Raw genomic sequence first — 21711 nt, 5'->3', positions numbered from 1 at the left:
AGTCATGGACCCGTTCATGGCCCCAACCGGACGGGCGATCAGCCCGCACCGGCCCTCTCCCGGGCAACCCCGCTGCCCCGTGGTTCGCAACCATCCCACGTTAAAAAACTAAGGATCCCATGTCGTCTCCCCATCAGGCCCCCACCGGCGGGCCCGCGCCTGCTCCGTCCGGCGCATCTGCCGCACGCGCAGCACAGGCCGTGCACACTGGCTCCAGCGCCAGCCCCCATACCGGCCCCAACACGCACACCGTCAACACCATGCAGGCCGGCAGCAGTGAAAGCGCTGCAGCCCCTGCCCAGGCCTCCCGCCCCGAAAAGGCTGCCGTCATCTTCTCCGGCGGACAGGATTCCACCACCTGCCTCTTTCTGGCGCTGCGCGACTTCGGCCGCGACAACGTCGAGGTCATCACCTTCCAGTACGGCCAGCGCCACGCCATCGAGCTGGAAAAGGCCCGCTGGATCGCCCAGGACCTGGGCGTGAAGCAGACGGTCATCGACACCTCGGTCATCCGGGCCATCACGCACAACGCGCTGCTGGACGGCAGCGTCCCCATCGAGCAGCACGGCAGCGAGCCGCCCAACACCTTCGTGGACGGGCGCAACGCGCTGTTTCTGCTGTATGCCGCCATCTACGCCAAGGGCCAGGGCATCCACACCCTGTACACCGGCGTGTGCGAAAACGACTTCAGCGGCTATCCGGACTGCCGGGACGTGTTCATCAAGTCGATGAATGTCACGCTGAATCTGGCCATGGACTATCCGTTCGACATCCGCACGCCGCTGATGTGGCTGACCAAGAAGCAGACCTGGGCACTGGCCGACGAACTGGGCGCCTTCGACTACATTCGCGAGCATACCCACACCTGCTACCTGGGGGTGCCCGGTGGCTGCCACGAATGTCCGAGCTGCGTGCTGCGCGAACGCGGGCTGCAGGCGTATCTGGCAGAACGCACCCCCGCAAAAGCTGCTGCATCTGCAGCGACACGCACACCTGCAACCCAGCCTGAAAGCCAGAGCAAGGAAACACGCGGCGCTGCCCCCTCACCTGCCACGGCGACTTCGCCCACATCCCATGGCCTCGTGTCCCATGATGCACCGCCTTCGGGGGCCGCATCATGATCCGCATCGCAAAGGAATTCTCCTTCGACATCGCCCACATGCTGGACGGACACGACGGCAAGTGCAAAAACCTGCACGGTCACACCTACCGTCTGCAGGTGGAAGTGACGGGCGAGCTGCACGCCACAGGCCCCAAGGCCGGCATGGTGATGGACTATGGCGACCTGAAAGCCATGGTGAACCGGCACATCATCGAGCCGATGGACCACGCCTTCATCTACGACACCACCAGCGCACGCGAATGCCGCCTGGCCGCCACGCTGCGCGAGCTGGATTCCAAACAGTACGGACTGCCGCTGCGCACCACGGCCGAAAATATTGCGCAGCACATCTACCGCACGCTGCGCGGGCACGGCCTGCCGGTGAGCCTCATCCGCCTGTGGGAAACCCCCACGTCGTACGCCGAGTATGCCGAATAGGCATCATACACGCCACCCTTCCCGTGTCATGCCCCGTCGCGGCAGGCAGGACGAACCCCCTGCATGACAGGATGTCCCCCATGAAAACGAAACATCTCGAACCGCTGCACGCGCGTACCAACCGGGCGTGGGCTGAATCCCCTGCAGGAATACGCACGGCTTCCCATGAAACCATATCCACGGGCAGTGACACCGGCAAACCGACAACCCAAACGCCCTCGGTGAGGCCGCTGCATTTCCGCAACCCGAAGCAGCCGCCCAGCTACCGCATCGTCGAAATCTTCGAGTCGCTGCAGGGCGAAGGCTTCAACACGGGCATGCCCAGCATTTTCATCCGCTTCGGCAAGTGCAATCTGGCCTGCCCGTGGTGCGACACCAACTACAACCAGTACGAATCCAGATCACTGGACGAGGTGCTGAGCGTGGTGCACGGCTACACGGCGCGCAACATCATCATCACCGGGGGCGAGCCCACCATTCAGCCCGATCTGGACCCGTTGCTCGATACCCTGAAGGCCGAGGGCTATTTTCTGGCCATCGAGACCAATGGCCTTAAGCCGGTCCCTCGCCAGATCGACTACATTGCCACCAGCCCCAAGCGTCTGTACGAAAAAGCCTACCGGAAAAAACACATCGATTTTGCGCATGAGGTGCGCATCGTGGTCGATGGCGATGTGCGCGATTTCTGCGAGCAGATGGAAAGCACCATTCGTGCGGAACACTATTACCTGTCACCGTGCGAAACCGATGGCCGGATGAACATGCTCGACACCATCACCCAGCTGGGTCAGCTCAATGCCCGCCCCGGCAGGCCCCACTGGCAGCTCAGCATCCAGACGCACAAGCTGGCCAATATCGAGTAGCACCCTTCATCCGCAGGGCAGACAACCGCTACCGGCGCCTGCCTATCGATCCGACCACACCGCCAGCTCATTGCCTGCCGGGTCGCGGAAGTGAAAGCGCCTACCGCCGGGAAAGCTGAAGATGGGCTGGATAATCTCACCGCCTGAAGCCTCGACCTTCGCCATCGTGCCCTCCAGCCGGTCGGTATAGATGACGGCCAGCGGCAGCGGGCGCGTGCCAGGTTGACTGCTGATCCCCGATCCCAGGCCACTGCCTTGTGTATCGCTGTAGTCGCTACCCCAATCCTGGTATTTCCAGCCAAAAACCTGCTCATAAAAAGCCTTGCTGGCCCCATGTGCAGCGGCATCGGGGGCAGGAAACTCGATGTAGTCGATGTGATTGGGTATATGGGTCATGGCAATAATCCTGTTCCTGCCAGTAGAATACACGACCTGAACACAGGGGAGCCAGGCCTGCTCCGGCGGGCATACCCCCCTGCCATCCCGGCTCGTTACACGCCCAGACATGTGCCAGCAAGCCGAAACAAAAAGCAGTCAATTCAGGGAGCTTCTCTTCCCGGAAAGACAATGTTCCAATCTTCTGGCGCTCACCCTTGCATGCACCATGCGCAATGGCTAAAACCGACCCCCATGTGACGTGGGCCTCGAGGCTTGCCGTGGCATCGACCCTTTATTTTGCGGGCAGGTCGATCTACCTGCTGGCCACCGAAGGCCCCAATCCGCTCGCAACCAGTATCACCCTCATGTGGACAAGCCTGCTGGTGCTTCTCTGGCTGAGACAGCCAGCAACGGAAAAAGATCAGTAACCGTCCTCATCACAGCGCCCCCGCACACGGGACATGAGGCGATCCAGGCAGGTCCGGAACAGAAAAACAACCCGCGGTCAGTCACCAAACCCAAACGCCGACACCGGTGCCTGCATGCCGCGCTCGAAGGCGATCACCTTGAAGAGCGCGCCCATTTCCGCCTCGGAAATGAGCTGCTGCACGGCCTGCGCCTGGGCAAACCAGAACTGTTCGGGCTCGCGCGGCAGCTCGGCCAGTTCATCCAGCACCCCGGCGTTCATCAGAAAGGCCGCCATGCTGGTGTAGCCCAGCAGTGAAAAGCCCGCTGCCGTGGCAGCACGCGCCAGCCCCGAAAAATCCACGTGGGCGGTGATGTCGTTCAGCCCCGGCCACAGGAAGGGTTCGGTATGGCTGTGATGCCGGTAATGGCACATCAGCGTACCCTGCGAACGCTGCGGGTGGTAATACTCGGGCGCGGCAAAGCCGTAATCCAGCAGCAGCACCGTGCCAGCCGTCATGCGTTCGGCCAGCGTCCGGATCCAGCCCTGCTGGGCCGGGCAGATTTCGGAGCGGTAGGGCGTGGGCCACGCGGCCGCCTGCACCTCGCCCAGCTCCGCCCGCACGGTAGCCACCGCCCCGTTGAGCGCAGCATCGGCCGGGCGGGGCACCCAGACAAAGGCGCCATCGTCTGCCAGCCCCACGCCCATCTCGTATACCTGTTCGCCAGACGGGCCGACCCCGACCCCAGCAGCAACCGTACCTGCCGTTCTGGCTGCCGGGGCGTCCTCCACACCAGCACCTGACATATCCCGGGCAGCCTTCTCACTGGCATGACCTTTCACATCACCACGGGTACTGCCCCCCTTGCCCGCACGCCATTCGAAAATCTGCACCGGCATGGCATCCAGCAGCTCGTTGGCCACCACCACACCGGCAAAGCGTTCTGGAAAATCCGTCAGCCACTGCACCCGCGGCAGCAGGCCCGGCGCCAGACTCATCAGCGTCTGCCGCTGCTGTTCGCGCCGCTCGGCCGACAGCTCCAGAATCCGGTAGCGCAGCCCGGAAAACCCGGCGTTGTCCAGCGCATTGAGCAGCTGGGCCGCCAGCATGCCGGTACCCGCCCCCACCTCCAGCACCATCGGGCCGTCGCCCGCCAGCGCCGGATCGCGCAGCCAGGGCGCCACCTGCCGGGCCAGCGTGGCGCCGAACAGCGGCGTCAGCTCCGGCGCCGTGACGAAGTCACCCGCCGACCCGAAAACCATGCCGGGGTTGCTGTAATAGCCCAGCCCCGGCTCGTACAGCGCCATTTCCATGTAGCGCGAAAACGGGATCCAGCCACCCACACGGCCGATCTCCGCCGTGATGTGTGCCGTCAGCTGCTCGCTGGCTTTGAGCGCCTCGGCACTGGGCACGGGCAGGGCATGGGCAATACGGGAATGCGACAGGGTCATGACAGGAAGGCCGCAGAAAGAGAAATACCTTGTGGCGCATGCCATGGACCCGCTCGTCCGTAAAGCGCCCAGCGCGCGTCGCGGGCTCCACGGATGCCGGTCCAGCGCAGGAACGAATGCGTCCGTGACACGCTCTCCACCCATCATGCTACAGTGCCTCACCATGAAAGACACGCCCTCCGCCCCTGCTGGCATCACCGGATCTGCCAGCGCACCATCCCGCCAGTCTGCTCCCGAGCCTGCCGTCACGGCCCGGGGGGTTGCACTGGTCACCGGCGCCGGCCAGCGGCTGGGACGTGCCATTGCACTGGCGCTGGCCGCCGACGGCTGGGACATTGGCGTGCATTACCGCGAATCGGCAGACGGGGCCGCGCAGACCGTTGCCGACATCACCGCACTGGGCCGGCGTGCCGTCGCCCTGCAGGCCGGTCTGGACGACGCGTCCCAGTGCCGGCAGCTGGTGAAACGGCTGGCAGACGCCCTGGGGCCCGTCACCGGACTGGTCAACAGTGCCTCGCGCTTCGACTTCGACAGCATCCACTCCCTGACGCCGCAGAGCTTCGCGGCACACCTCGGCCCCAACCTGCTGGCACCGCTGCTGCTGTCGCAGGCCCTGCTGGCGCAACTGCCCGGCCGGGCCGTTGTCTCATCCACAGCCCCCGCCAGTCTGGCGCCCGCTGTCAAACCCGCCCTTTCTGCCGGACCGGGCAATCCGGACAGTGCCGCCAACCACGCCAGACCAGCCGTTCAAATCGCCCCGGCCGGCAGCGAAGCACCCGATACATCTGCCTCACCCGCTTCCGCACCCGCCGTCATCGTCAACCTGCTGGACCAGAAGCTCTTCAATCTCAACCCCGACTTCCTGTCCTACACACTCTCCAAGGCGGCCCTGCAGGCGGCCACCACCATGCTGGCACAGGCCATGGCACCCCATGTACGGGTGGTGGGCGTGGCCCCGGGCCTGACACTGCCCAGCTACCTGCAGAGCGACACCGATTTTGCACACGCCCACCGGACGCTCTCGCCGCTGGGCGCCTCCAGCACGGCAGAGGACGTGGCTGCCACCGTGGTCTTTGCCATGAAGACCCGCTCCATCACCGGCACCACGCTACTGGTGGACGGCGGCCAGCACCTGCTCGGCCTGCCTCGCGATGCCAGCCTGATGGGCCAGGCCTGACTTCCTGGCACGTGCAGGGACTCGTTCATCCCTGCGAAGCCCCTTTTGGTCGTGCAGGACAAGGCGGCAGGACCACAGAACCCCCAATGGGCTTCAAGGCACTGCCAACAGGGTCATGCAAGCCCCGGCTCATTCCTGCCAAAGCCCATCTCCCGTTCCCCGCTGCGTGTCCAGGCCTGTCCGTGCCCCCATCCCGTGCCTTTTTTGTAAAACACGGGGGCGGGCAGGCGCAAAAATCCCTCACCCGGCCGCCAAAGCCGCTATGATTGCGTCCTTCGGCGCCTCCGCCCGCGTGCGGGGCGATTCCGTTCGATGTCCGGCGCCCCCGGTCCTGCGGCATGGCCGCACAACGGCAGGCGCCCCACGGTTCCGGCAGCATCCCTGCCCGTCGCCATTTCCTTTCTGTCTCCGACGTCATGCAGGCAAGCAACACCCCGCCCGCCGAGAACCCCTCCCTGGCAGACCGGCCGGCCATCCAGACCATCCGCGTGAATGAAATCCGCCGCCCCGGTTCGGCCCGCGCGCCGCTGGGCAGCGAAGCCGCGCCCCTCACCGAAAAGCAGGCTCTGTGGGTAGGCGACGACACGGAGGACAAACCGGCTGCCGGCGCCCGTGTCACCGGGCTGTCCATCGATGTGCCGGTCGCCACACCGGATGCGCTCCCACCGGAAATCCAGCTGCACGCCCTTGCCCCGGAAGGAGAGCATCGCGCGGCAGAGGGCCACACCCCGCATCACCCGGCCATGTCACCGGCCCCTGCCACCCGCCATGCCCAGCCGTCCGCTGCGGGCATGCGTCCGGCCGCAGCGCCCCGCCCCGGCCTGCGCGACACCCGTCGCGAAGATCACGAGAACAACAAGCTCTCCAAGCGCCTGCACCGCCTGGCCGGCCAGGCCATTGCCGATTTCGACATGATCGGCGAGGGTGACCGCGTGATGGTCTGCCTCTCGGGCGGCAAGGACAGCTTCGGCATGCTCGACATCCTGCTGGGTCTGCAGAAGCGCGCACCGGTACGGTTCTCCATCGTGGCCGTCAACCTCGACCAGCGCCAGCCCGGCTTCCCGGCCGACGTGCTGCCCACCTACCTGCAGAAACTCGGGGTCGAATACCACATCGAAACCGAAGACACCTACAGCACGGTGCAGCGCGTCATTCCCGACGGCAAGACCAAGTGTTCGCTGTGCTCGCGGCTGCGGCGCGGCATCCTGTACCGTGTGGCCGACGAACTGGGCGCCACCCGCATCGCGCTGGGCCACCACCGCGACGACATTCTGGCCACCTTCTTCCTGAACATCTTCTACGGCGGACAGCTCAAGACCATGCCGCCCAAGCTGGTGTCGGACGATGGCCGGCACGTGGTCATCCGCCCGCTGGCCTACGTGGAAGAAAAAGACCTGATCCGCTGGGCAGAAGTTCAGCAGTATCCGATCATTCCCTGTAACCTGTGCGGCAGCCAGCCCAACCTGAAGCGGGCCGAAACCCGCGAGATGCTCAAACTGTGGGAAAAACGCTTCCCCGGCCGGCTGGAAACCATCTTTTCTTCCCTGGGCAGAGTGCGCCCCTCCCACCTGATGGATCGCACCCTGTACGACTTCAACACCCTGCGCAGCGGCGACGACGCCGAGGATTGAGGTGAACGGACCCGTCTCCTGGTTTTCCAGTACCCGCCGCCTGATCCGGATCCTCTGGACGGTCCGGCGCTTCGGGCTGGACGAACTGCTGGTCAGTGGCGCCGCCAGCACGTCCGGCTCGCCCTGGCTGCTGCGCGCCACGCGCTGGCTGCGCGTGGGCACCATCCGCGAACCGCGCGGCGTGCGCCTGCGCCTGGCCTTCGAAAGCCTGGGGCCCATCTTCGTCAAGTTCGGCCAGGTGCTGTCCACCCGGCGCGACCTGATGCCACCCGACATCGCCGACGAGCTGGCCCGTCTGCAGGACCGCGTCCCCCCCTTCCCGGCCGACCTGGCCATGGCCGAGATCGAGCGCGGCCTGGACATGGCCATCTCGGATGCCTTTGCGGAGTTCGAGCGTGAACCCGTCGCCTCGGCCTCCATTGCCCAGGTACACCGCGCCCGGCTGCACGACGGCACCGCAGTGGCCGTGAAGGTGCTGCGCCCCGGCATGCTGCCGGTCATCGAGAACGACCTGCGCCTGCTGCGCACCGGCGCCACACTGGCCATGCGCCTGTCGGCCGATGCCCGTCGCCTGCGCCCCATGGAGGTGGTGGACGAATTCGACCACTACCTGCACGACGAGCTGGACCTGGTGCGCGAGGCCGCCAACGCCAACCAGCTGCGCCGCAATTTCGAGGGCTCCACGCTGCTGCGCATCCCGCAGATGTACTGGGACTACTGCCGCCGCAACGTGCTGGTCATGGAATGGGTCAACGGCATTCCCATCGGCCAGACCGAACGCATGCGCGCCGTCGGCATCGACCTGGAAAAGCTCTCCCGCGACGGTGTGGAGATCTTCTTCACCCAGGTTTTCCGTGACGGTTTTTTCCACGCCGACATGCACCCGGGCAACATCCTGGTCGGTACCGGCCCGGACGACTTCAACCGCTACATCGCGCTGGACTTCGGTATCGTCGGCACCCTGTCCGAGCACGACAAGCGCTATCTGGCGCAGAACTTCCTCGCCTTCTTCAGGCGCGATTACCGCCGGGTGGCCGAGCTGCACATCGAGTCCGGCTGGGTGCCGCCCGATACCCGGGCCGAAGAGCTGGAAGGTGCCGTGCGCGCCTGCTGCGAACCGGTGTTCGACCGGCCACTGCGCGAGATCTCGCTGGGCGTGGTGCTGATGCGCCTCTTCCAGGCCTCGCGCCGTTTCAATGTCGAAATCCAGCCGCAGCTGGTGCTGCTGCAGAAAACCCTGCTAAACATCGAAGGACTGGGTCGCGAACTCAACCCCGATCTCGACCTGTGGGTCACCGCACAGCCCATCCTGGAAGTGTTCATCAAGCAGCAGGTGGGCTGGGCCGGCTTCGACAACAAGGTCCGGCAGGAGGCGCCCCGCTGGGCGCAGCTGGTCCCCGAACTGCCGCGGCTGCTGCACGGTGCCCTGAAGGCCCAGGCCTCCCCCGCCATCGACCCCGAGCACAGACGCCTGCTCGAACAGCTGGCCCGTGAACAGCGACGAACGTCGCGCTGGCTGCAGGTGGCCGTGCTGCTGATGACCGCCATACTGGCCCTGCTGGTCTGGTTCCATCTCAGACAATAGCCGCCTCTGCCGCCACACGACCGGTGCACCCTGCCGGGCACACACCACCACCCGTCGTTCCGCTGCCATCCCCCCTGCCGCCAGACCGCACCATCGCACTGCAGGGGCCAACCCCATTGCCGCCGGGCCCGCAGGCCCATCCGTCCCCTTCGCCTTTCGGGAGACCGCCATGCTCGTCACCCTGGTTGCCTGCTACTTCGCCGTCACGATCGCCATCGGTGTCTATGCCGCCCGGCGCGTGAAGAACTCGGCCGACTATCTGGTGGCTGGCCGCAGCCTGCCGCTCTACATGAACACGGCCACCGTGTTCGCCACCTGGTTCGGCGCAGAGCTGATCCTGGCCGTCTCCTCCACCTTCCTGAAGGACGGTCTGCGCGGCGTGGTCGGTGATCCGTTCGGCGCGGCTTTCTGCCTGATCTTCGTGGCGCTGTTCCTGGCCGCCCCCTACTACCGGCTCAAGCTGATGACGGTCAGCGATTTCTACAAAAAGCGCTACAACCGCACCGTCGAGCTGGCCTCGGCCGCTGCCATCTCCATCTCGTATCTGGGCTGGGCCTCGGCCAACCTGGTGGCACTGGGCATCGTCATCCACACCGTCTCGGGCCATGCCATCCCGCTGGAGCAGGGTATCGTGCTGGGCGCCGTCATCGTCGGCGTCTACACCCTGTTCGGCGGCATGTGGTCGGTGGCCTTCACCGACCTGTTCCAGACCGTCATCATCGTGGCCGGCCTGCTCTACATCGCCTGGATGCTGGCCGGCATGGCCGGCGGGGTCGACAAGGTGATCATCACGGCCCAGGCCTCCGACCGGCTGAAGTTCTTCCCTGACGCCAGCCTGCACGACTGGCTGGGCTTCATCGCCGCCTTCGTCACCATGGCGCTGGGCTCGGTGGCCCAGCAGGACGTGTTCCAGCGCGTCACCTCCGCCCGCACCGAGAAGATCGCCCGCACCGGCACCCTGCTGGGCGGCTCCTTCTACCTGATCATGGCTTTCGTGCCGATGTTCATCGCCGTCTCGGCACTCCTCATCGACCCCGCCATGGTCCGGCAGATGCTGGCCAGCCAGAACGATTTCCAGCAGGTGCTGCCAACGCTGATCCTGCAGCGCACGCCGCTCTTTGCCCAGGTACTGTTCTTCGGCGCCCTGCTCTCGGCCATCCTGTCCACCGCCAGCGGCACCCTGCTGGCCCCCACCGCCGTCATTACCGAAAACGTCGTGCAGCCGCTGTGGGGCCACAAGCTGTCGGACCGGAAGATGCTCATCCTGCTGCGCATCATCCTGATCGGCTTCACCTGCTGCGTCACGCTGTTTGCCCTGGAAAGCGACTCGTCCATGTACCAGATGGTGCAGGACGCCTACAAGGTCACCCTGGTCACCGCCTTCACGCCGCTGGTCTTTGGCCTGTTCTGGCGCCGTGCCACTCCGCAGGGCGCGCTCGTGTCGATGGTGGCCGGCGTCGTCTCCTGGCAGGTGGCCGACTACGTCGCCCCCGACGCCCTGATGCCGCCCCAGCTGGTGGGGCTGTGCTGCGCCATTCTGGGCATGATCATCGGCTCGCTGGCCCCCATCGTCATCGGCGGCCAGGGCCACCCCGAGATCGTCGACCTGGCCCGGCAGCCCGAGATTGCCGACAATCCGCCGGCATGACACGGAATGTGGACCGGCCACGAATTGCACTGAAAAGGTAACAGGACCGCCTGCGGCCCCCCTGAAACCCCCAGAGTGCGCCAATACTTCACGGCACACCCCGGCGTTTCGGCATACACTGCTAGGCTGCGTGTCATGGCAACCTGACATCGGCAGGCAACAACCGCACGTCAGACATGCTGCGCGCGCCGCTGCGTGCCGTGGCGGCATGACTCTGCTCTGGCCTCAATCTCTCCCGAATCACACACCGATCCAACCCAGATGAACATCGTGATCCTGGCTGCCGGCATGGGCAAACGGATGAACTCCGACCTGCCGAAAGTTCTGCACCCCCTGGCCGGCAAACCCCTGCTCGGCCATGTCGTCGACACCGCCCGCACCCTCGACCCCCAGCGGCTGGTCATCGTGTTCGGCCATGGTGGCGAACAGGTGCAGGCCGCCTTCGAGGGCCAGGCCGACCTGCACTGGGCCAAACAGTCGCCCCAGCTGGGCACCGGCCATGCCGTCGCCCAGGCCGTGCCGCTGCTGGACGACAGCGTCCCCACCCTCATTCTCTATGGTGACGTGCCGCTGGTCAGCGCCGCCACCCTCAAACGCTTGGCCGAGGCCGCAAAGGACGGCAAGCTGGCGCTGCTCACCCAGCACATGGAAGACCCGACCGGCTATGGCCGCATCGTGCGCGACCTGCTGGGTCACGTCAGCCGCATCGTCGAGCAGAAGGACGCCGATCCCGAAACCCTGCGCATCGACGAGATCAACACCGGCATCCTGGTCTGCCCGACCAGGCCGCTGAAGCAGTGGCTCACCGCCCTGAAGAACGACAATGCCCAGGGCGAGTACTACCTCACCGATGTCATCGCCGCCGCCGTGGCCGATGGCACCGGCGTGGTCACCGCCAACCCCGACCACGAATGGGAAACGCTGGGCGTCAACAGCAAGACGCAGCTGGCCTTCCTGGAGCGCCGTCACCAGCGCAACCTGGCCGACCGCCTCACCGACAGTGGCGTCATGCTGGCCGACCCCGACCGTATCGACATCCGTGGCACGCTGGCATGCGGCCGCGACGTGTCCATCGACGTGGGCTGCGTGTTCGAGGGCACCGTCAAACTGGGCAAGGGCGTGAAAATCGGTCCCAACTGCGTGCTGAAGAACGCCACCATTGCCGATGGCGTCGAAGTCCTGCCCATGTCGGTGCTGGAAAGCGCCGAGGTCGGCACCGGCAGCCGCGTGGGGCCGTTTGCCCGCCTGCGCCCCGGTACCCGTCTGGGGCCCGACAGCCACATCGGCAACTTCGTCGAACTCAAGAACGCCACCACCGGCACCGGCAGCAAGGTCAACCACCTCTCCTACGTGGGCGATGCCGAAATCGGCTCGCGCGTCAACATCGGCGCCGGCACCATCACCTGCAACTACGATGGCGTGAACAAGTTCAAGACCATCATCGAGGACGATGTCTTCGTCGGCAGCGACACCCAGCTGATCGCCCCGGTCACCGTACACCGTGGCGCCACCCTGGGCGCCGGCACCACCCTCACACAGGATGCGCCGGCCGACAAGCTCACCCTGGGTCGCGCACGCCAGACCACCATCGAGAACTGGAAACGGCCGGTCAAGGCCCCCAAATAACAGAGCCTGTAACCCAACCCCGAAGGGAAGCCAGCCCTGCAGAAAACCGGTCCAGCCGTCCTGCCGCGGTCAGTGCGCTCACCCGCACCATCCCGGCCGTTGCGCCGACCGGTTCCACAGACCCGGCCACCATCCCGGAACGGCCTGCTGCCAGCAGGCCACCACCAAACAGCCAAGCAAACACGAGAACTGAATCATGTGTGGAATCGTTGGAGCCGTTGCACAACGCAACATCGTCCCGATCCTGATCGAAGGACTGCGCAAACTCGAATACCGCGGCTATGACTCCGCCGGCATCGCCCTGCTGGGCGACGATGGCCGGATGGAACGCGTACGCGCCGTCGGCCGCGTGGCCGAACTGGAGCATCGTGCCGAGGAGCAGCACGCCGACGCCCCCACCGGCATTGCCCATACCCGCTGGGCCACTCACGGTGGCGTCAACGAGGGCAACGCCCACCCGCACATCTCCACCGGCAGCGAGCTGCAGGTCTGTGTGGTGCACAACGGCATCATCGAGAACCACGAGGAACTGCGCAGCGCCCTGAAAGCCAAAGGCTACGAATTCTCCTCACAGACCGACACCGAAGTGGTGGCCCACCTGGTCCACTCGCTGGTGCTCACCGGCCTGAACCTCACCGACGCCGTGGCCGCCGCCGTCAAACAGCTGCATGGCGCCTATGCACTGGCCGTCATCTCCAGCCGGGAACCCGGCACCGTCGTCGGCACCCGCCGCGGCTCGCCGCTGCTGCTGGGCGTGGGTGGCCAGGGTACCGGCAAGGGCGAGAACTTCCTCGCCTCCGACACCTCGGCCCTCCTGCAGGTCACCCGGCACGTCGTGTATCTGGACGAAGGCGACCTCGTCACCCTCACCCGCGACGGCTACACCATCCGTGACGCCGACGGCCAGCCGGCCACCCGCCAGGTCACCGAAAGCCAGCTCTCGGCCGACGCCGTCGAACTGGGCATCTACGACCACTACATGCAGAAGGAGATCTTCGAGCAGCCCGGCGCCATCGGCAACACGCTGGAGATGATCGAATACGCCAGCTCCCTGCAGCCCGGCCTGTTCGGTGCCGAAGCCGAAGAGATCTTCAAACGCACCCGCCGCATCCTGATCCTGGCCTGCGGCACCAGCTATCACGCCGGTTTCGTAGCCAAATACTGGCTGGAATCCATCGCCCGCATCCCCACCGACGTGGAGATCGCCAGCGAATACCGCTACCGTGATCCTGTCCCGCAGGACGACACCCTGGTCATCACCATCTCGCAGTCCGGCGAAACGGCCGACACCCTGGCCGCCCTGCAGCATGCCAAGAGCAACGGCATGACCGACACGCTGTCCATCTGCAACGTGCCCGAGTCGGCCCTCATCCGCAACAGCAAGCTGCGCTTCCTCACCCGGGCCGGTCCGGAAATCGGCGTGGCCTCCACCAAGGCCTTCACCACCCAGCTGGCTGCGCTCTTCCTGCTGACCCTCGTGCTGGCCAAGATGCGCGGCCACCTGTCGCCCGAGCGCGAGAGCGACCTGCTGGCCCAGATGCGCCACCTGCCGGCCGCCATGAAGCACGTGCTGGCCGTCGAGCCGGCCGTGAAGGAATGGGCCAAGCGCTTTGCCGAGAAGGATCACGCCCTGTTCCTGGGCCGCGACGTGAACTTCCCCATTGCCATGGAAGGCGCGCTGAAGCTGAAGGAAATCACCTACATCCACGCCGAGGCCTATGCCGCCGGCGAGCTGAAGCACGGCCCGCTGGCCCTGGTGGACGCCAACATGCCGGTCGTGGTGGTGGCACCGAAGGATGCCCTGATCGAGAAGCTGAAGTCCAACATCCAGGAAGTGCGTGCCCGCGGCGGCGAACTCTTCGTGTTTGCCGACAAGGACACCCACATCGAGGAAGAGGACTTCCTGCACGTCATCAACCTGGTCGACCACGCAGGCCCCCTGTCGCCGATCCTGCACGTGGTGCCGCTGCAGCTGCTGTCGTACCACGCTGCGCTGGCCCGCGGCACCGACGTGGACAAACCGCGCAACCTGGCCAAGTCCGTGACGGTGGAGTGACCACTGCACCAGCCGGTATGCCCGATATGGTCTGATGGGCATACCGGCCTGAGCTGGACAGGCTCCGCCGGGTCATTATCCTGGTCTTCATGACCAGACACGGGTGTCCAGAAACTGCGCCGGCTACTCCGGGACGGTTCCGTTCGAGCCTCTCCTGCGGGTAGCCGGCGTTTTTCGTGAAGCAGGGCGGCGCGCGAAAACATCCTGAATGCCTGTCCCGGCACCCGGGAGTCTCTGCAAAAGTCTGCGAGCGCTTTGGACCCAGGACCGGACCGGGAAAAGCCAGAAAGCGCCCTGGCGGCAAATGGCAACACACTGGATCGCCCGGGCATGGAGGCCAAAGTGCCGCAGAACTTTTGCACAGGCTCCCTGGACCACCTACATCTCGATCAAACGTCTGAACAGGAGAGCCTGCATGTTCCTGCGCCCGTCGGCAACGACCCGCACGATGACCTGCTTCTCCCGCACCTCATAGATCACCCGGTAAGGCTTGAATGCCACCTGCCGGTACTGCCGCGTCCCCATATCCAGCAGCTCGACCGGGTGGTGCCCCCGGTTCGGGAAGTGCGCCAGCTCTTCCACCACCTTCATCAGCTGGTCCAGCACCCTGTTGGCACACGCCAGTGACTGGGTTTCCACCAGATAGTCGTATATCCCTTCAAGATCGGCTTCGGCACTGTGCGTGATCAGGATCCCGTAGCGCGGCGGATGACTGCCCATGCCCGTCAGCTCCTGCCCGAATCTGCATGCTTGGCACGAAGCCGGCTCACGACATCGGCCAGGGGCCTGACCCGACCCTGCTCGACTTCCTGATCCCCCAACGCAAGGATCCTGAGCAATGCCAGCTGTTCCCGCGTCTCCTCATACGACGCCACATCCATCAGCACGGCCCTGGCCTCGCCGTTCTGGGTGATGAGCATTGGCTCGCGTGCTTCTGCCACCTGCGCGAGCACTTCCGCCGCATTGGCCTTGAGGTAACTGATGGGTTTGACCTGGGTTGAGTAGCGCATGAGACAGCCCCTTCCAGACAGGTTGAGATCAACAGGACCAAATATAGCCTGTTTTCGGTCCTGCCACCAGAACCATGCATACCGGGGCGTGTACCATCCACCCAGGCCGGCGTAGCCGGTACACCCCCATGCACAGACGGCTGGCATCGTGAAAACAGAAGCCCCCTTCCGAAAGCAGGCGATCATCATCGCTGGCCCCAACGGGGCCGGCAAGACGACGTTTGCCCGCAGTTTTCTGCCGGCAGAGGCAGGCGTGCTGCGCTTCATCAACGCAGATCTGATTGCCGCCGGGCTGGCCCCCTTCGCCCCGGAAGAAGCGGCACTGAAAGCCGGCCGGCTGATGCTGGAAGAAATCGCCGAAGCCGCCCGCAAGGGCGAAAGCTTTGCCATCGAAACGACGCTGTCTGGCCTGGGATACATCCGCCATATCCGGGCATGGCGCAAACAGGGCTACCGCACAAGTCTCTACTTCCTGTGTCTGGACAGCGCCGAAACAGCCATTTCCCGGGTTGCCGAGCGCGTCCGGCAGGGCGGTCACAACATCCCGGAAGCCACCATTCGCCGCCGTTTCGTAGCGGGCTGGCGAAACTTCCTGCAGAATTATCGGCAGGAAGTTGATGACTGGGCACTGTACGACAACACCGAGGGCAGCCCAGCCCTTCAGGACTGGGGTACAAACCCATGAAACACCAACACCCAGAGCAGGGCCATGTTCACCAGCGCAGGCTGGCAGCCGAGCTGGAACGCAATCCTCAACTGCGCGGCTCCATGGCCGCCATGCAGCGCGCTGCCCAGATGGCGCGCCAGATCGCCATCCAGACCGACACGGCCGTCATACGGGTGAAGAACGGCCAGATCGTGCGGGTCACCGCCGACGAACTGCGCGCAGAAATTGCTGCCGAACAGGCGGCGTTGGCTGCGCAGCGCTGACCAAGCGCCGCTTCACGCCAAACGCCGTTTCACGCGTCCTCTGGTCCGCCGCCAGGAAATCGCACGGCGTCACTCAAGTCACTCTGACGTCACTCTGGCTTTTTCGGCGCTGCTGCTGCTCCGTCCGGTGAAGCCCGGTCCGTTGCTGCGTGCCCCGCCGCCGAAGCGTGCCCTTGCGCACCACCGTGCGCCTCATGTCCCACCACCCGGCGGGCCATGTCGGCAGCAGCCGAAGCGGCCTCCGAGACGGCGTGCGTGGCACACTCCACCAGCCCCGGCTCACTGGCAGCGGCAGCCGCCTCGGCCGCATCCTCGGCCGTCTGCGCCCGCACCTTTTCCGGGGACACGTACAGGTCCCACGAGGCCATGAACAGCGCGGCAATCAGCGGGCCGATCACGAAGCCATTGAGGCCGAACAGCGACATGCCCCCGATGGTGGAGATCAGCACCAGATAGTCGGGCATGCGGGTATCCTTGCCCACCAGCAGCGGCCGCATGATGTTGTCCACCAGGCCGATCACCCCCACCCCATAGGCCAGCAGCAGCACCCCCTTGCCGACGGAACCGGTAGCCATCAGGTAGATGGCCATCGGTCCCCACACCAGCCCCGAGCCCACGGCCGGCACCAGTGACAGGAAGGCCATCACCACCCCCCACAGGATGGCCCCCTGAAAGCCCAGCACCCACACGATGAAGCCGCCGAGCGCCCCCTGCATGGCCGCAATGGCGATGTTGCCCTTCACGGTGGCCTTGACCACCGCCGCAAACTTGGACAGCAGGTGATTCTTCTGCTCGTCTTCCATCGGAATGGCCTTGCGGAAGATGGCCGTCAGCTCGCCCCCATCCCGCAGCAGGAAGAACAGCACATACAGCAGGATACCGGTACTGGCCAGAATGTGCGCCGTGTTCTGGCCGATGTTCACGGCCTGCGAGGCCACGAATTGGCCGATTTCACTGCCGCTCTCGGCCAGTTTCTGCTGGATCGTGCCCACATCGAGCAGTCCCTGCTGGTCGAGCATGTGCCGCAGCCAGGTGGGCAGACCCTCCACGATCTGCCCGAAGTACGCGCCGAAGTTCACCTTGCCCGAACGGATGAGGCCATAGATCTGCGCCCCCTGGCTCACCAGCGAGCCGGTCAGAATGATCACCGGAATGATGACGATCAGCATCACCGCGCCTATCGTGACGAGCGTGGCCGCGTTGCGGCTGCGCGGCATGCGCGCCAGCAGCTTGCGCTCCATGGGCGAGAACAGCAGCGCCAGAATGGCCGCCCACATCAGCGCACTGTAGAACGGCAGCAGAATGGCCAGAAAGGCCAGCGTCACCAGTGTGAGGAAGGCCAGAAAGAAGAAGCGGCGGTCCTGGGCAAGTTTCATCGGGGCAAATGACGGAACGGGAAAGACACAGGGGGTCTGCACAGGCAGGGAGGCAGCACCGGCCGGCACCGGCGCACACGCCGGGCTGCTGCACGCAGACACAGGGGCAGCTGCGCACGAACAGGGGGCAACGACATCGTACGGGGCTGCGGCGGCGGGCAGACACAGGGCACCGGGAGGATTTGCAGGACATACCGGCCATACCATATGCCAGCCATACGGGCAGCAGTCGCCATGCAGCGGGCCGATGCCGCCCAGCTCTGCATCATACCTTGGGAATCCCTGCCGGCATGCAGATCTCTGTCACATGGCATCAAGCTGCTGAATCACAAGGCAAAAAGACGTTTCAGGCCAGCGTGTTCACCCCCTGCGGCCGGGAAGCCCCGCTATCATGACTGCATGCTGGCCATGGCAGGCACGACTCATGCGCGCAAAACCGCCGCACCCCGGGAACCCCCAGGATCCAGCTTTCAGGTGCAATGCCCCATTCCCCTATGAGGTGTTGCCAGGGAACGGACACGAACCTGCCCCCGCCTGAGCGTCGAAGCCCGGCCATCTCCGGCCAGCACGCCCTTCCACCACTGACAGGAACTTCCCATGCCCAACCAGAGTCTCACCCAGGAACTGTTCAACCAGCTGCAGGGCGCGCCCATGCAGCAGATCGCCCAGCAGCTGGGCACCAGCACGGATCAGGCCAGCTCGGCCGTCAGCCAGGCCCTGCCGCTGCTGATGGGCGCACTGGGCAACCAGGCGCAGAACGGCCAGGGAGGTTCGGCCGCAGATGCCCTGCTCGGCGCCCTCGGCGGGTCGGGCGGAACACAGGCCCATGCACTGGCCGGTCAGGGTGGTGGCCTCGGTGATATCCTCGGCGGTCTGGCCGGCAATCTGCTGGGTGGCGCGGCATCGTCCAGCGGCGCATCCGGCGGCGGTCTGGGCGGCATGCTCGGCGGGCTGGTGGGCAGTGTGCTGGGCGGCACGGGTACCCAGACACAGGCCCAGAACACCCAGGCAAGCGCCAGCCAGGACGCTGGCGGCCCTGGCGGTGCAGCAGCCGGCAACGCCGGAGACCTGCTCTCGTCCGTCTTCGGCAGCCAGGCCACCGCCCGCGCCACCGAAGGACTGGGCCAGTCCACCGGCCTGGGCAGCCAGGGTGCCAGCAAGCTGGTCACCCTGCTACTGCCCGTCGTCCTGTCGTTCCTGGCCGGGCGCTACCTGGGCCGCAACGGCGGCGGCAAGGAACAGATGAATGAAGCGCTGGCCAACGAGCAGCAGCAGATCAACGCCCAGACCGGCGGCGGCCTGAGCGGCCTGCTCGACCAGAACGGCGACGGCAAGCTCGACATGCACGACATCGTCAAACTGGGCAGCTCGCTGTTCGGCGGGCGCTGAGCCTTTCAGCCGGCGCGCAATTCCAGCTGCGCCAATAACGCGCGAGCATCGCGCAACAACGTACGGGCCGATTCACACACGGCCCGTGCCTTTTCCGGCATATAGGCCAGCCCGGTTTCCCCGCGCATCGTCCGGTAATCGAACCAGACCTGCACATCATCGATCAGCCCGCGGTCTGCCACGTGGCGCAGCACGTCGCGAAAACCCCATTGCGACACTTCATCCGGCACCTCGGCCTCCATCTGCACGAAGCGGCGCATCGTCTTCGTGGACAGTTCGTAGACGAACTCGAAGTTCTTGACCACGCCGGCCATCAGCGTCTCCCTCAACGCAGGCACCGCCAGGCCCGCAACCAGGGCATCCGCGTCACCAACGGCGGCCAGGACACCCAGAGCCCCCCTCCAGCGATACCGTCGCTCCCCGCAGTGCGGTCAGATCCAGTTTCTGTTCGTGTCCCTGCCCGTTCATGGAGATGTCCTCCGGGATCCCGTCGATCCGGCACATTGTGCCGCCGTTCTCCGGATCATGCCCCCGGCGCAGTCTCCTGGCATCCACGGGCGAACCTGGCACGTGTCATGCTCATCCGTCCCCGCGCTGGCCCTGTACCGGCGTGTTGCCCGCCCACCCCACCACCGGCCTGTCGCTGTCGCCGCGCGAAACACCGCAGTCGGTCAGCGTCATCACCCACCAGCAGATGACGGACCAGGGTGCCGGCAGCCTCACCGAGGCCCTGCAATACGCCCCTGGCATTTCGAGCAGCACCTACGACAGCCGTGGCAACGCGTTCCGCGCCCGGGGCTTCGATATCGACAACCTGCGCACCGATGGTGTGCCGATGGCGATCAGCGGCCCCTGGAGTGCCGGGGAAAGCCGTGATGACACCATTCTGTACGACCGCATCGAGGTGGTGCGCGGCGCCACTGGCCTGCTCACCGGCGCGGGCGATCCGTCGGCTGCCATCAACCAGATCCGCAAGCACGCCAACAGCCGCCAGCTCACGGGCAAGGTTGGTTTCGGGCTTGGCAGCTGGAAGGAACGCCGGCTCGATGCCGACATCGGCAGCGCGCTGAACGCCGATGGCAGTGTCCGCGGCCGCTTCGTCGCCAATATCGACCGAAGCGACAGCTACATCGACCTGTACGAAAAGCGCAGGAACACCTTCTATGGCGTCATCGATGCCGATCTCACGCCCGACACGCAGCTGAGCGTGGGCGTCAGCCGCCAGCGCGACAAGCCAAGGGCTGGCATGTGGGGCGGCCTGCCCACCTGGTATGACGACGGCACCCGCACCGACTGGCCGCGCAGCAAGACCACGGCCCCCAAATGGTCGCACTGGGGCAGCACCAGCAAAACATGGTTTGCCACCCTCAAGCAGCGCGTGGACGCCTGGGACATCCGGCTGGATTACAACCGCATCCAGAACCAGGCCGACGCACGTCTGCTCTGGGCCACCGGCAACCCCAACCGGACCACCGGCCTGGGCATCACCACATCGGGTGCGTCGTGGTACGACATCGACCGCAAGCAGGACCAGATCGACCTGCAGGCCAGCCGCCCCTTCGAGGTGGACGGCATGCATCACGAACTGGTACTGGGCGCCAGCCATGGCAAACTGGATGTCAATGTCATGAGTCGCAGTCCCACTGCCGGCATTCAGGAAAGCCTTGGCGATTTCAACAACTGGACCGGCGATTACCCCTTCCCCACGGCCTGGGGTGACCCGTTTGTGAGCGCCGCCAGCAAGACCACCCAGAACGCCCTCTACGGTGTGGCCCGCCTGCAGCTGTCTGCGCCCTCGCACCTGATTCTGGGTAGCCGCATCACCAACTACGAGCAGAAGGAAGCCCCCACCCGCTGGCGCAGCACCGGCTACACCATCAAGCATGACCGCCAGGTCATTCCGTATGCCGGCCTCGCCTACGATGTCAGCCCGGAAACCACGGCCTATGCCAGCTACACCAGCATTTTCAAACCGCAGACCAACCAGGACAAAAACGGCAACTACCTCGACCCCATCAAGGGCAAGAGCTACGAAGTGGGCCTGAAGGGCAGCGCACTTGGCGGTCATCTGCAGACCGACCTGGCGCTGTTCCGCATCCAGCAGGACAACCTGGCCGTGGCCGATGGTGCCAACCTGGTACCGAACACCACCAGCCAAGCCTATCGCGCGGCAAAAGGGGCCCGTTCCACCGGATATGAAATCACCGTGACCGGTGCGCTGTCGCCGGTGTGGGACATCAGTGCCGGCTGGACGCAGTACAAAATCAAGGACGCCAGTGGCACCGTCATTGGCACCAACCATCCGCGCAAACAGCTCAAACTGTTCACCACGTACCGGCTGGGCGAGGAACTGCAGGGGCTGGAACTGGGTGGTGGCGTGAACTGGCAGAGCGAAATCCATGCCGATGTCGACAACCCGGTCACCGATGCCGCCGAGCAGATCCGCCAGAAATCCTTCGCACTCGTCGACCTGATGGCCCGCTACGAAATCGACCGCAACTGGTCGGTGCAGGCCAACGTCTACAACGTGTTCGACAAAAAATACTACGACTCCGTGGGCTTCTACAACCGCTACACGTGGGGGCCGTCGCGGCGGTATCTGCTGACGGCGACGTACAGGTTCTGAGCCTGCGCCTGCAAGGGC

Annotated in this window: 17 protein-coding genes, 2 pseudogenes and 1 riboswitch; of the genes and pseudogenes, 13 read left to right on the top strand and 6 right to left on the bottom strand. The window is 65.3% G+C overall.

The annotated features are described in order from the left end of the window. The first annotated feature begins 73 nt into the window (after positions 1-73). Positions 74-118: riboswitch (PreQ1 riboswitch) on the top strand. Between the two features lie 142 nt (positions 119-260). From queC to EHV23_RS11255, 3 genes and pseudogenes are all read left to right on the top strand, one after another. Continuing rightward, a pseudogene (gene queC, locus EHV23_RS11265) lies at positions 261-953 on the top strand (7-cyano-7-deazaguanine synthase QueC); the annotation flags it as partial. A gap of 164 nt (positions 954-1117) precedes the next feature. Next, entirely contained in the window at positions 1118-1540 is a 423-nt protein-coding gene (gene queD / locus EHV23_RS11260) for a 6-carboxytetrahydropterin synthase QueD (protein ID WP_125096160.1), read from the top strand. 80 nt (positions 1541-1620) lie between these two features. Further along, on the top strand, positions 1621-2403 hold the full coding sequence (locus tag EHV23_RS11255; RefSeq protein WP_125096159.1) for a 7-carboxy-7-deazaguanine synthase QueE: 783 nt from the start codon (positions 1621-1623) through the stop codon (positions 2401-2403). A 42-nt stretch (positions 2404-2445) separates the two neighbouring features. Here the strand turns inward: EHV23_RS11255 and EHV23_RS11250 are convergent, their stop codons facing one another. Together EHV23_RS11250 and EHV23_RS11245 are read right to left on the bottom strand one after the other, a co-directional pair. Further along, positions 2446-2799: a VOC family protein gene (locus EHV23_RS11250; RefSeq protein ID WP_125096158.1), complete on the bottom strand. Its 354-nt coding sequence runs from the start codon at positions 2797-2799 to the stop codon at positions 2446-2448. 487 nt (positions 2800-3286) lie between these two features. Next, on the bottom strand, positions 3287-4639 hold the full coding sequence (locus tag EHV23_RS11245) for a class I SAM-dependent methyltransferase (RefSeq protein WP_158615945.1): 1353 nt from the start codon (positions 4637-4639) through the stop codon (positions 3287-3289). Positions 4640-4802: 163 nt separating this feature from the next. On the opposite strand from EHV23_RS11245, the gene EHV23_RS11240 reads away from it, so the two are divergent. The 6 genes and pseudogenes from EHV23_RS11240 (at position 4803) to glmS (ending at position 14362) form a co-directional block, all read left to right on the top strand. Continuing rightward, positions 4803-5816, top strand: a complete 1014-nt coding sequence (locus EHV23_RS11240) for an SDR family NAD(P)-dependent oxidoreductase (protein WP_238990433.1) — start codon at positions 4803-4805, stop codon at positions 5814-5816. Positions 5817-6607: 791 nt separating this feature from the next. Next, a pseudogene (gene ttcA, locus EHV23_RS11235) lies at positions 6608-7441 on the top strand (tRNA 2-thiocytidine(32) synthetase TtcA); the annotation flags it as partial. A gap of 7 nt (positions 7442-7448) precedes the next feature. Continuing rightward, positions 7449-9032 carry a ubiquinone biosynthesis regulatory protein kinase UbiB gene (gene ubiB, locus EHV23_RS11230; RefSeq protein WP_125096156.1) on the top strand — a complete coding sequence of 528 codons (1584 nt, stop codon included), beginning with the start codon at positions 7449-7451 and terminating at the stop codon, positions 9030-9032. 169 nt (positions 9033-9201) lie between these two features. After that, entirely contained in the window at positions 9202-10680 is a 1479-nt protein-coding gene (locus EHV23_RS11225) for a high affinity choline transporter 1 (protein WP_125096155.1), read from the top strand. A gap of 261 nt (positions 10681-10941) precedes the next feature. After that, positions 10942-12306: a bifunctional UDP-N-acetylglucosamine diphosphorylase/glucosamine-1-phosphate N-acetyltransferase GlmU gene (glmU, locus tag EHV23_RS11220; protein WP_125096154.1), complete on the top strand. Its 1365-nt coding sequence runs from the start codon at positions 10942-10944 to the stop codon at positions 12304-12306. 196 nt (positions 12307-12502) lie between these two features. Then, entirely contained in the window at positions 12503-14362 is a 1860-nt protein-coding gene (gene glmS, locus EHV23_RS11215) for a glutamine--fructose-6-phosphate transaminase (isomerizing) (RefSeq protein ID WP_125096153.1), read from the top strand. Between the two features lie 378 nt (positions 14363-14740). On the opposite strand, the gene EHV23_RS11210 is transcribed toward glmS, so the two are convergent. Together EHV23_RS11210 and EHV23_RS11205 are read right to left on the bottom strand one after the other, a co-directional pair. Next, a complete protein-coding gene (locus EHV23_RS11210; RefSeq protein WP_125096152.1) occupies positions 14741-15082 on the bottom strand; it encodes a type II toxin-antitoxin system RelE/ParE family toxin in 342 nt (113 codons plus the stop codon). Between the two features lie 5 nt (positions 15083-15087). After that, positions 15088-15372 (bottom strand): type II toxin-antitoxin system Phd/YefM family antitoxin, encoded by a 285-nt coding sequence (locus EHV23_RS11205; protein ID WP_125096151.1) that lies wholly within the window; start codon positions 15370-15372, stop codon positions 15088-15090. A gap of 148 nt (positions 15373-15520) precedes the next feature. Here EHV23_RS11205 and EHV23_RS11200 point away from each other — a divergent pair, with 148 nt between their 5' ends. Both EHV23_RS11200 and EHV23_RS11195 read left to right on the top strand, forming a co-directional pair. Next, entirely contained in the window at positions 15521-16057 is a 537-nt protein-coding gene (locus tag EHV23_RS11200) for an ATPase (protein ID WP_203228981.1), read from the top strand. Continuing rightward, positions 16054-16302: a hypothetical protein gene (locus tag EHV23_RS11195; RefSeq protein WP_125096149.1), complete on the top strand. Its 249-nt coding sequence runs from the start codon at positions 16054-16056 to the stop codon at positions 16300-16302. Before EHV23_RS11200 ends, EHV23_RS11195 begins: the two co-directional genes overlap by 4 nt. 89 nt (positions 16303-16391) lie before the next feature. On the opposite strand, the gene EHV23_RS11190 is transcribed toward EHV23_RS11195, so the two are convergent. Then, a complete protein-coding gene (locus EHV23_RS11190) occupies positions 16392-17678 on the bottom strand; it encodes an AI-2E family transporter (protein WP_125096148.1) in 1287 nt (428 codons plus the stop codon). Between the two features lie 597 nt (positions 17679-18275). Here EHV23_RS11190 and EHV23_RS11185 point away from each other — a divergent pair. Then, entirely contained in the window at positions 18276-19067 is a 792-nt protein-coding gene (locus tag EHV23_RS11185; protein WP_125096147.1) for a DUF937 domain-containing protein, read from the top strand. Positions 19068-19072: 5 nt separating this feature from the next. Here EHV23_RS11185 and EHV23_RS11180 read toward each other — a convergent pair whose 3' ends face one another. Next, the gene (locus EHV23_RS11180; protein ID WP_275265100.1) at positions 19073-19405 is read right to left on the bottom strand and encodes an HI0074 family nucleotidyltransferase substrate-binding subunit; all 333 of its coding nucleotides are present in this window, start codon (positions 19403-19405) and stop codon (positions 19073-19075) included. Positions 19406-19677: 272 nt separating this feature from the next. On the opposite strand from EHV23_RS11180, the gene EHV23_RS11175 reads away from it, so the two are divergent. Next, positions 19678-21693 carry a TonB-dependent siderophore receptor gene (locus EHV23_RS11175; protein ID WP_158615944.1) on the top strand — a complete coding sequence of 672 codons (2016 nt, stop codon included), beginning with the start codon at positions 19678-19680 and terminating at the stop codon, positions 21691-21693. The last annotated feature ends 18 nt before the right edge of the window (positions 21694-21711 follow it).

It is taken from the genome of Lautropia dentalis (assembly GCF_003892345.1).
In the GTDB taxonomy this organism is placed as follows: Bacteria; Pseudomonadota; Gammaproteobacteria; order Burkholderiales; family Burkholderiaceae_E; genus Lautropia; species Lautropia dentalis.
The sequence above is the reverse complement of the archived record's forward strand: the minus strand, read 5'-3'. Positions and strand labels throughout refer to the sequence as shown.

Bases quoted from the DNA above. Each gene is read 5' to 3' on its own strand.
- glmU (WP_125096154.1), top strand. From the start codon at position 10,942: ATGAACATCGTGATCCTGGCTGCCGGCATGGGCAAACGGATGAACTCC.
- EHV23_RS11245 (WP_158615945.1), bottom strand. From the start codon at position 4,639: ATGACCCTGTCGCATTCCCGTATTGCCCATGCCCTGCCCGTGCCCAGT.
- EHV23_RS11250 (WP_125096158.1), bottom strand. From the start codon at position 2,799: ATGACCCATATACCCAATCACATCGACTACATCGAGTTTCCTGCCCCC.
- queD (WP_125096160.1), top strand. From the start codon at position 1,118: ATGATCCGCATCGCAAAGGAATTCTCCTTCGACATCGCCCACATGCTG.
- EHV23_RS11190 (WP_125096148.1), bottom strand. From the start codon at position 17,678: ATGAAACTTGCCCAGGACCGCCGCTTCTTCTTTCTGGCCTTCCTCACA.
- EHV23_RS11255 (WP_125096159.1), top strand. From the start codon at position 1,621: ATGAAAACGAAACATCTCGAACCGCTGCACGCGCGTACCAACCGGGCG.
- glmS (WP_125096153.1), top strand. From the start codon at position 12,503: ATGTGTGGAATCGTTGGAGCCGTTGCACAACGCAACATCGTCCCGATC.
- EHV23_RS11195 (WP_125096149.1), top strand. From the start codon at position 16,054: ATGAAACACCAACACCCAGAGCAGGGCCATGTTCACCAGCGCAGGCTG.
- EHV23_RS11225 (WP_125096155.1), top strand. From the start codon at position 9,202: ATGCTCGTCACCCTGGTTGCCTGCTACTTCGCCGTCACGATCGCCATC.
- EHV23_RS11185 (WP_125096147.1), top strand. From the start codon at position 18,276: ATGCCCAACCAGAGTCTCACCCAGGAACTGTTCAACCAGCTGCAGGGC.
- EHV23_RS11205 (WP_125096151.1), bottom strand. From the start codon at position 15,372: ATGCGCTACTCAACCCAGGTCAAACCCATCAGTTACCTCAAGGCCAAT.
- EHV23_RS11210 (WP_125096152.1), bottom strand. From the start codon at position 15,082: ATGGGCAGTCATCCGCCGCGCTACGGGATCCTGATCACGCACAGTGCC.
- EHV23_RS11240 (WP_238990433.1), top strand. From the start codon at position 4,803: ATGAAAGACACGCCCTCCGCCCCTGCTGGCATCACCGGATCTGCCAGC.